Origin of the sequence: Ruthenibacterium lactatiformans (genome assembly GCF_000949455.1) — a bacterium.
Classification (GTDB): Bacteria; Bacillota; Clostridia; order Oscillospirales; family Ruminococcaceae; genus Ruthenibacterium; species Ruthenibacterium lactatiformans.
The window spans coordinates 1-9,738 of the sequence record NZ_JXXK01000057.1 but is presented as its reverse complement, the minus strand read 5'-3'; the positions used below and the strand labels follow the sequence as shown (position 1 = coordinate 9,738).

At 58.5% G+C, this 9,738-nt stretch carries 8 protein-coding genes and 1 pseudogene; 2 read left to right on the top strand and 7 right to left on the bottom strand.

Annotation, left to right across the window (positions count from 1 at the left end; all coding sequences use genetic code 11):
- A pseudogene (locus TQ39_RS19025) lies at positions 1 to 699 on the bottom strand (hypothetical protein); the annotation flags it as partial.
- Positions 700 to 983: 284 nt separating this feature from the next.
- Between TQ39_RS19025 and htpG the strand changes: the two are divergent.
- The gene (gene htpG / locus TQ39_RS19020) at positions 984 to 2,909 is read left to right on the top strand and encodes a molecular chaperone HtpG (protein ID WP_050006703.1); all 1,926 of its coding nucleotides are present in this window, start codon (positions 984 to 986) and stop codon (positions 2,907 to 2,909) included.
- A 296-nt stretch (positions 2,910 to 3,205) separates the two neighbouring features.
- Here htpG and TQ39_RS19015 read toward each other — a convergent pair whose 3' ends face one another.
- Positions 3,206 to 3,406 carry a helix-turn-helix domain-containing protein gene (locus tag TQ39_RS19015; RefSeq protein ID WP_009324477.1) on the bottom strand — a complete coding sequence of 67 codons (201 nt, stop codon included), beginning with the start codon at positions 3,404 to 3,406 and terminating at the stop codon, positions 3,206 to 3,208.
- Between the two features lie 130 nt (positions 3,407 to 3,536).
- On the opposite strand from TQ39_RS19015, the gene TQ39_RS19010 reads away from it, so the two are divergent.
- On the top strand, positions 3,537 to 3,788 hold the full coding sequence (locus tag TQ39_RS19010) for a hypothetical protein (RefSeq protein WP_050006702.1): 252 nt from the start codon (positions 3,537 to 3,539) through the stop codon (positions 3,786 to 3,788).
- Between the two features lie 245 nt (positions 3,789 to 4,033).
- On the opposite strand, the gene TQ39_RS19005 is transcribed toward TQ39_RS19010, so the two are convergent.
- From TQ39_RS19005 to TQ39_RS18985, 5 genes are all read right to left on the bottom strand, one after another.
- Positions 4,034 to 4,408 carry a hypothetical protein gene (locus TQ39_RS19005; RefSeq protein ID WP_050006701.1) on the bottom strand — a complete coding sequence of 125 codons (375 nt, stop codon included), beginning with the start codon at positions 4,406 to 4,408 and terminating at the stop codon, positions 4,034 to 4,036.
- Between the two features lie 19 nt (positions 4,409 to 4,427).
- Positions 4,428 to 5,750: a pyrimidine-nucleoside phosphorylase gene (locus tag TQ39_RS19000; RefSeq protein WP_009324479.1), complete on the bottom strand. Its 1,323-nt coding sequence runs from the start codon at positions 5,748 to 5,750 to the stop codon at positions 4,428 to 4,430.
- Between the two features lie 148 nt (positions 5,751 to 5,898).
- Complete coding sequence (locus TQ39_RS18995) at positions 5,899 to 6,861, bottom strand: ABC transporter permease (RefSeq protein WP_009324480.1); 963 nt, start codon at positions 6,859 to 6,861, stop codon at positions 5,899 to 5,901.
- Positions 6,858 to 8,027: an ABC transporter permease gene (locus TQ39_RS18990; protein ID WP_009324481.1), complete on the bottom strand. Its 1,170-nt coding sequence runs from the start codon at positions 8,025 to 8,027 to the stop codon at positions 6,858 to 6,860. The genes TQ39_RS18995 and TQ39_RS18990 overlap by 4 nt, the downstream gene beginning before the upstream one ends.
- Positions 8,024 to 9,553 (bottom strand): ABC transporter ATP-binding protein, encoded by a 1,530-nt coding sequence (locus TQ39_RS18985; protein WP_050006700.1) that lies wholly within the window; start codon positions 9,551 to 9,553, stop codon positions 8,024 to 8,026. The genes TQ39_RS18990 and TQ39_RS18985 overlap by 4 nt, the downstream gene beginning before the upstream one ends.
- Positions 9,554 to 9,738 lie beyond the last annotated feature (185 nt).

Genomic DNA, 9,738 nt, shown 5'->3' with positions numbered 1-9,738 from the left:
CACGAACGGAGCCGCCTTGGGCGCGGGCTGAGCAGGGCGCGGCGGCTCCACAGGCTTTACAGCCGCCGGGGCCGCGGGCGGCACAGCAGCAATGGGTTCCGCATCGTCCAGAAAATCCAGAGACAGCGGCGCGTAGCCGTCCAGCGGTGCGGCGGCAGGAGCCGGCGCGGGCTTTTCTTCCGGAATGCCGAAATCAAACACGGCCTCTCCGGAAGGAGCTGCGGACGCCGCCGTCCGGGATGCGGGACGCTCCACAGGCGCATCGTCAAAATCGAACACGAACGGAGCCGCCTTGGGCGCAGCCTGCGCCGGAGAGACCGGCCGAACGGGTGCATCATCCGTCCCTCCGAGGGAAGCGGACGCCGCCGGGGTAATGCGCGTTTCCGGCACGCCGCTGAACGGCGCGGGGGCAGGCTCTTCATCGAACACGAAGGGCGCGGGCCGGGCGGGCTGCGCCGGGCCCGCCGGAGCCGCCGGGCGCTGGAAGGAAAAATCGTCGAATGGGTCTCCGGGGTCCGTCTCTCCCGGGACGGCGGGATCATCTCCGCCCAGGAAATCGAAATCCAGCTTCTGCATTCCCGCGAACGGTTCATCGTCCGCAGGCTGTTTTTCAACCGGCTGCTGCGCGGGAGACGTTTTTTTCACCGGTACATCCTCAGGCTCAAAGCCCGGGCCGGAAAAGAAGTCCGTCGTAGGCACAAAAACACCGCCTTTTCAAAATTCAAAGCCGGGCGCAAAACGCCCGCCAGCCCGCGCCGCACAGGGCGCGCGGCGGCCGGACGCCGCCTTTCAGCTATGGCACTATTTTACAGCATCCCGCACGCACACGCAAGCCCGGCGGGCAAAAAAGCCGCTTTTCTCCGCGAAGTATGAAGAATTTTTAAATTTTCCAAAAAGGGACTTGCAGTTTTCCGCCGTTTGGTGTATGCTGAATTAGCACTCATCAGTAAAGAGTGCTAAACAGTTTGGGAGGCAAAGCGGCAATGGCAAAAAAGCAATTCAAAGCGGAGTCCAAACGGCTCCTTGACATGATGATCAACTCCATTTACACCCACAAGGAAATTTTCCTGCGCGAACTTATCAGCAATGCGAGCGACGCCATCGACAAGCTGTATTTCCGCAGCCTGACAGACGACTCCGTAAAGCTGAAAAAGAAGGACTTCTTCATCCGGCTGGCAGCCGATAAAGAGAACCGCACGCTGACGGTGCGCGACAACGGCATCGGCATGACAAAGGAAGAGCTGGAGAAAAACCTGGGCACCATCGCAAAAAGCGGCAGCCTGGATTTCAAGAATGAAAACGAGACCGGCGGCAAGGTGGATGTGATCGGCCAGTTCGGCGTGGGCTTCTACTCTGCGTTCATGGTGGCCAGCCGCGTGACGGTGCGCAGCCGCGCGTTCGGCGCACAGGAGGCCTGGCAGTGGGAGTCCACGGGCGCTGAGGGCTATACCATCGAGCCTTGCGACAAAGAGGACGTGGGCACCGAGGTCATCCTTGTTGTGAAGGAAAACGAAGGCGAGGAGCACTACGACGAGTTCCTGGACGACTGGCGCCTGGCGGGCATCGTCAAAAAATACTCCGATTATATCCGCTACCCCATCAAGATGCTGCGGGAAAAGAGCCGCGCCATCGAGGGCACGGACAAGGATGAGGAGGGGCATTACAAGGCTCCGGAGTACGAAACGTACACCGAGGACGAGACGCTCAACAGCATGGTGCCCATCTGGAAGCGTGACAAGAAAAAGGTCAAGGACGAGGAGTACGCCCAGTTCTACAAGGATAAATTCGGCGATTATTCTGACCCCGCCCGCGTCATCCAAAGCAAGACCGAGGGCACCGCCACGTTTAACGCGCTGTTGTTCATCCCTTCGCGCACGCCCTACAACTACTATACCAAGGAATATGAAAAGGGCCTGCAGCTCTATTCCAGCGGCGTGCTCATCATGGAAAAATGCGCCGACCTGCTGCCGGATTATTTCAGCTTCGTGAAGGGCCTTGTGGACAGCGAGGACCTGAGCCTGAACATCAGCCGCGAAATGCTGCAGCATGACAGCCAGCTCAAGCTCATCAAAACCACGCTGGAGCGTAAGATCAAAAACGAGCTGGCCGCCTGGCTGAAGAACGACCGTGAAAAATACGAAGAGTTCTTCAGGAATTTCGGCTTGCAGCTCAAGATGGGCTGCTATGCCTCCTACGGCATGAACAAGGAGCTGCTGCAGGATCTGCTGCTGTTCCACAGCGCCAAGGAGAACAAGCTGGTAACGCTGCGGGAATATTACGAGGCCATGCCTGAGGACCAGAAATATATCTACTACGCCGCGGGCGAAAGCACCGACCGTTTGGCCAAGCTGCCTGCCGCCGAGCGCGTGCTGGACAAAGGCTTCGACATTTTGTACCTGACGGACGATGTAGACGAGTTCATGCTCCAGATGCTGCGCAGCTACGGCGACAAGGAAAAAGAAAAAGAGTTCCGCAACATCTCCGCCGACGATCTCGGCATTGAGACCGACGCAGAAAAAGAGGAAGTTAAAGCCAAAAACGAAGAAAATAAGGAGCTGTTCGAGGCCATGAAAGAGGCTCTGGACGGCAAGGTGACTGAAGTGCGCTTGTCTCAGCGCCTGAAGAGCCACCCGGTATGCCTGTCCAGCAGCGGCCCGCTGTCCATCGAAATGGAAAAGGTGCTGAATAGCATGCCCGCCCAGCAGGAAAAGGTCAAAAGCGAAAAGGTGCTGGAGCTGAACGGCGAGCACGAGGTGTTCGCGGCGCTGAAGCGCCTGTTTGAAGCAGGCGACAAGGAAAAGCTGGCCGCGTACAGTGAGATCCTGTACGACCAGGCGCTGTTGATCGAGGGGCTGGCACTGGAGGACCCCGTGGCTTACGCCAACAATGTCTGCAAGCTGATGGTCTGATTTTCCCAGACCGCCTTTACTGAAAAAAGCCGCGCCCGCCGTAAGCTGCTACGGCGGGCGCGGCTTTAGCTTGTCGAAAAAGCTGCGCTTTTGCGCCAAGCTGCCTACGAACAGGGCCTGCGGCCCCGTTCGCCGCGCACGGCGCGGGGTTATTTTAAATGAAAAAGGGGTTCTCCACCCCTTTTTCAAGCTTTTTCCCCGGACGCTTCTTTTCCTTCTTTGCCTTTTTCGACAGTCTGAAGCCGCGCCCGCCGTAAGCTGCTACGGCGGGCGCGGCTTTTTTCGTTGTGCGGCCGCTATTTTTCATCCGTGCGGCCCAGGATATAGTCTGTGCTGGTGCCGTAAAAATCCGCCAGCGCAATAAGAATGGCCGTTGGAATGTCCCGCTGGCCCAGTTCATAATTGCTGTATACCTGCTGCGAGCAGTGCAGCGCCTGGCTGAGCTGCTTTTGCGAGAGGTCCCGGTCCTCCCGCAGGGCGCGGATACGCTCGTACATGTACCTCCCCTGCCCTTCTTTTTATCTAAGGTACAGTATAGGTAACCGCAATTTGTTGTATTGACTTTTACCGCAAATTGCAGTAAAATCATTCTGTCAAAAACGCGCGAAGTACAGGGAGGCATGGAACATGGAACAGGAGAGCCGCGCCGGGTGTATCCTGCACGGCTGCGGCGTACTGGCCGCGCTGGCCGGTCTGTGCGCCGCGTCGGGTGCTGCGTGCGTCTTCGCTCTCACACCGGGATGGCGGGTATGGGCGCTGCCGGTGTTTTTCCTGCTGGCGCTGGCAGGCGCAGCCTGCGGCCTGCTGCTGTACGCAGCGGGCAGCGCGCTGCAGATACTTTGTGATATCCGAGGAGCCGTCAAAGATAAACTTCGCTGAAACACTTGCCGCAATTCAGGCAAAGTATCCCCGTTAGCGCCTGGGAATTTTCGTATTCGAGCTGAGCTCTATTGGTGCGCTAAGTCACGCAAATATGGTTCGCCGGCCGCAGCCGTTCTTCTTTCAGCTGCTTATAGGTGTGCTTACTTCAATCACTCACATTAGCCTTCCTCTAAGCTACTCGCCCTGCGAGTGGCTTTTGTTATACAATAGCTGTCCACAGGGAAACCCTGTGGACAGCTGTGCTACACTCTTAAACCAAGCTCTTTTGCAACCTTTTTTATGCGTTTTACAAAAGCATCGTTTGGACGCTTTTCCTGAATCATTTTATCCGTTGTTGCTGCCCACCGATATATTTGCTCAATACTTCCATAACCACGTTTAAAAATACGAGCATACTTCATACAATTGTATTTTGTTGGTGCACTGGAAAGAACAATTTTCAATTCTTCATCTGTCCAGGATTCTCCTTTATTGCTCGTATCCCGTTCATCCTCATTCATTTTCTGGTATTCTATCAGCAAGTTTTCAATATAGTTTACTTTTTCCTCAAGGCTCAAACCATCAACAGATTCTGAAAACAAGGATAAGACCTGTCTTTTGAACTCCGCCCGATTCATTTTCCTCCAACCTTTCCCATTAAAACCGCGTCACGCCGTCCTTGTCTACACGGGCCAGCACCAGCGCGGGCAGCTGGGGACGCCGGGCCGCAAAGGTGAGCGCACTGTGGAATTTTTCTTCCGCAGCCGCAAATTTCGCCGCATCCCCGGCGTACAGCCGTGCCAGCACATCGCCCTTTTTCACCGGGTCGCCCGCTTTTTTCAACAGGCGGATGCCCGCCGCCGGGTCGATGACGCTCTCTTTTGTTTCACGCCCCGCGCCCAGCAGAACGGCTGCAATGCCAATTTTCTCGGTGTCGGTGGCATACAGCCAGCCGTCCTGCATGCACACCACGTCATGTTCATACGCGGCTGCGGGGAAGCCTGACGGATCGTCTATCACGGCAGGGTCGCCGCCCTGCGCGGCCACCATGGCCCGCAGCTTTGCCAGCGCCGCGCCGCTGCGCAGCGCGTCCTCCGCCATGGCGCGGCATGCCGCAGCGCCGCCCCTTCCTGCCAGCCACAGCATGCCCGACGCCAGAGACAGGCACACCTCCGTCAGGTCCGCAGGGCCTTTGCCCCGCAGGGTCTCCACCGCTTCGATGACCTCCAGGCTGTTGCCGATATTGCGGCCCAACGGGGTATCCATATCTGTGATGAGCGCCGCCGTGCGCCGCCCGTTATGCTCACCGATGTCCACCATGGCCTTCGCCAGCGCAATGGAATCCTCCAGCGTTTTCATGAACGCGCCGTTCCCCGTTTTTACATCCAGCAGGATGCAGTCCGCGCCGGAAGCCAGCTTTTTACTCATGATGCTGCTGGCGATGAGCGGAATACAGGAAACCGTAGCCGTTACATCCCGCAGCGCATACATCTTTTTGTCCGCAGGAGCCAGGTTGCCCGTCTGCCCGATGACCGCGATGCCTATGTCGTTCACCTGCCGGAAAAACGCTTCCTGCGTGAGCGACACCGAGCATCCGGGGATAGCCTCGATCTTATCCAGCGTGCCGCCCGTATGTCCCAGGCCGCGGCCGCTCATCTTCGCAACCTTTACGCCGCACGCGGCCACGATCGGCCCCGCCACCAGGGTGGTCTTGTCGCCCACGCCCCCCGTGGAATGTTTGTCAGCCTTGACGCCGCCGATCCCCGAAAGGTCCACCATATCGCCGCTGTAAGCCATGGCTGCCGTAAGCTGGGCGGTCTCCGTTGCCGTCATGCCGCGCAGGTAAACAGCCATCATCAGCGCACTCATCTGGTAATCCGGGATGCTGCCCGCGGCAAAGCCGTTTACCGCGAACGCGATCTCCTCCTGCGTCAGCGTACCGCCGTCCCGCTTTTTGGCGATGATATCATACATGCGCATAAAAAATCTCCTTTATCCGTTTTGTGTGCGCGCCGGACAGCCGACGCGCACGCTGCTTCAGCCGGAACGCAAAGGGGCGGACGGCCGCCCGGCGTACCGCCCGGCGGCGGCAGCCCGCCCCTGATTTATTTTCTTTCCGCGCCGCTTTCTAACGGCTGCCCTTGTCGTAGGGAATGCCTTCCGCACGCGGCGCCATGGAATTTTTGCTGGTGAACGCCAGTACGATCAGTGTGGCTACATAGGGCACCATTTTGTAAACGTCGTTGGGGATGCCCAGGTTTGCCAGGAACGGGATGCCCGAATACGCGGACGCCACCGTTTTCATCAAACCGAAGAAGAACGCCGCAAACAGGATGCGGCTGGGTCTCCATTGGCCGAAGATGAGCACCGCCAGCGCCAAAAAGCCGTAGCCGGCCACTGTGGCGTTGAAGTTGGTGGATGTTGGCACCACAAACACAAGGCCGCCCACGCCTGCCAGCGCGCCGGAAATGGCAACGCCCGCGTAGCGCATCCGGTATACGTTCACGCCCACGCTGTCCGCCGCCTGCGGGTGTTCGCCGCACGCGCGCAGCCGCAGGCCAAAGCGCGTTTTGTACAACACCACAGCCGATACCGCCAGCACCGCAAAGCCCAGATAGGTGGTGATATAGGTATTCTGGAACAGCAGCGGCCCCAGCACGGGAATATCGCCCAGCACCGGTACCTTGGTGATGCGGAAGGTGTTGGAGAACGGGATCTGCTGCACGCTGCGGATCATACGGGCGGCAAAAATAGCGAATGCCGGAGCGAACATGTTGATGGCCGTGCCGCTGATGACCTGATCCGCCTTCATATTGATGGATGCATATGCATGCGCCATGGAGACGAGCACGCCCACCGCCGCCGCGATAAGCACCGCCAGCAGGAGCAGCAGCTGGGGCGGCAGGGCCGCGCCGCTGCTCTGCACGATGTTGATGAACAGGATGCTGGAAAACGCACCCATGATCATGATGCCTTCCAGCGCGATATTGACGACGCCGCTGCGCTCACTGAACATCCCGCCCAACGCCACGATCAGCAGCGGAATGGAGAAGAACATCGTCTGCTGTACCAGAAAATATACGGTATTCATTCAGCTCCGCCCCCTTCCTGCGGGCCCCTGCCCGAAACAGCGGGCCTGCCGTCCGCCGCGCGCTTTTCTTCTCTGCGCTTGACGCGCCGCTCTACAAAGCCGCGCAAAAGCAGCGAAAAGGCCGCGAAGTAGATTACCACGGAAATAATGATATCAATGACCTGCGGCGCAAATCCGTATACCTGCATATTGAAGCCGCCCTGGTTCAAATACGCCACGAACAGGCCTGAGAAAATGATGCCGATGGGATTGTTGAGGCCCAGCAGCGCCACCGGGATGCCGTTGAAGCCCTCGGCGGCCAGCGTGTCCAGCACCTCGATTCCCTTGCCCGCGCCCGCCAGGTACAGGCATGCGCCGCCCAGGCCCGAGAGCGCGCCCGCAATGACCATGGAAAGCACGATGCTGCGTGTCTCGTTGATGCCGGCATACCGGGCCGCATCGCGGTTGTAGCCGCACGCCTTCAGCTCGTAGCCGAATTTTGTTTTTTCAATGAGGTAATAGATAACGACGCCCGCGAGGACGGCAATGAAGATGCCCGCGTTGGCGCTGGAGGCCGTGGCTCCGCTGCGGAAGATCAGGTCCATGCCCAGCTTGGGCGCGTTGGCGTTTTCCGCTACCGGAAGCGATTGGTTCTTCAGGGAATCGAACACCGTCAGCTGAATGAGGAAGTTGACGCCGTACATACCGATGTAATTCATCATAATGCAGGCGATCACCTCGTTCACGTTGCACACGGCCTTCAAAAAGCCCGGAACAAGGCCCCACACCGCGCCCGCCAGCATCGCGCCCAGCAGGCAGGCCAGCCACAACAGCGGGCCGGGGATGAACGTGCATTTCACACCCATCAGAACGGCCACATATGCGCCCACGATGAACTGGCCGGACGCGCCGATGTTGAACAGGCCCGTTTTGTTGGCAAAGCCCACCGAAAGGCCCGTCAGAATGATGGGCGTGGCTGCGTACAGCACCTGCCCCAGGTTTTTCATGTCGGAAAGGCCGCCCGTCAGAATGGCCAGCAGGCCCCAGAAGGCATTGGCCGGGTCTGCCACCAGCAGCACCACAAAGCCCACCACAAGGCCGCACAAAATTGCCAGAAGCGAGGCCATAAAGCTGGAAAAACCCGCTTTTGTATAGAGGTTTCGCCAGCGCGCCGATATTTTTTTCATTGCACTGCCCTCCTCCCGGAACCGGCCATATAAAGCCCAAGCTCCTGCACGGTGACTGTTTTCGGGTCAAGATCGGCCACGATCCGGCCCTCATAGATAACGAGGATGCGGTCTGAAAGCTGCATCACCTCGTCCAGCTCCAGGCTCACGAGAAGGATGGCCTTGCCCGCGTCCCGCTCCTCCACCAGCTTGCCGTGGATGTACTCGATGGCGCCTACGTCCAACCCGCGCGTGGGCTGGACGGCGATGAGCACGTCCGGGTCGCGGTCGATCTCCCGCGCGACGATGGCCTTCTGCTGGTTGCCGCCGGACATGCTGCGCGTGATGGTGCGCGCGCCCTGGCCCGAGCGGATATCAAATTTGCCGATGAGCTTGTCTGCGTATTCGTAGATGGCGTCGTACTTCAAAAAGCCGCGGCTGCAGAACTCCGGCTCAAAATAGCTTTGCAGCACCAGATTGTAGGCAAGGTTATAATCCAGCACAAGGCCATGGCGGTGGCGGTCCTCAGGAATATGCCCCAGACCGCCCGCGTTGCGCCTGCGGATGGGCGCGTGGGTGATATCCTGTCCGTTCAGCGTCACAGTGCCCTCCTCCGGCTCCACAAGGCCCGTCAGCGCGTAAACAAGCTCTGTCTGCCCGTTTCCGTCGATGCCCGCGATGCACACGATTTCGCCCCGGCGCACGTCAAAATCCACATGGTCCACCACATTTTTGCTGCCTCCGTGTCCCTTTACGCAAACCCCCCGGGCCGACAGCACGACCTCTCCCGGCTGCGCAGGCGTTTTTTCCACATTCAGGTTCACCTTGCGGCCCACCATCATCTCACTCATCTCCTCCTTGGTGGTGGAGGCGACGTCCACGGTGCCGATGTACCGCCCCTTGCGCAGGACGGTGCAGCGGTCGGCCACCGCTTTGATCTCATTGAGCTTATGCGTGATGAACAGGATGCTCTTCCCCTCGCTGACAAGCTCCTTCATGATCTTCATCAGTTCGTCGATCTCCTGCGGCGTCAGCACCGCTGTGGGCTCGTCGAAAATAAGGATCTCGTTTTCACGGTACAGCATCTTCAGGATCTCCACACGCTGCTGCATGCCCACCGTAATATCGGAGATACAGGCGTCCGGGTCCACCCGCAGGCCGTACCGCTCCGAGAGGGCCGTTACCTTTTCCCGGGCCTTGTCCATTTTCAAAAAGCCCCGGCTCGTGGTCTCCACGCCCAGTATGATGTTTTCCAGCACAGTGAAGTTGTGCACCAGCTTGAAGTGCTGATGCACCATGCCGATGCCCAAACGGTTCGCGTCGTTTGGGTCCTTGATCTGGACCTCCTGCCCGTTTTTCCGGATAACGCCCTTTTCCGGCTGGTACATGCCGAACAGCACGCTCATCAGCGTGGATTTGCCCGCGCCGTTTTCCCCCAGCAGAGCGTGGATCTCGCCCTTTTTCAGCTGCAGCGTTACGTCGTCGTTTGCGATGATACCCGGGAACTCTTTGGTGATGTTGCACATCTCGATGATATACTCGTCCATACAGTCACTCCTATGCTGTTTTTTCCTGCCAAGGACATGCCTTTTGATATTTGCATATATCGGATCATACTAGGACGCCGCCGAAAGACGGCTATAATAAAAACTGCGCTCGGCACAGTTTGCGCGGTTCAATATTTTTAAGCCCATGCCCGCCGGCACAGGGGCGCGTGCAGCGCACACGCCCA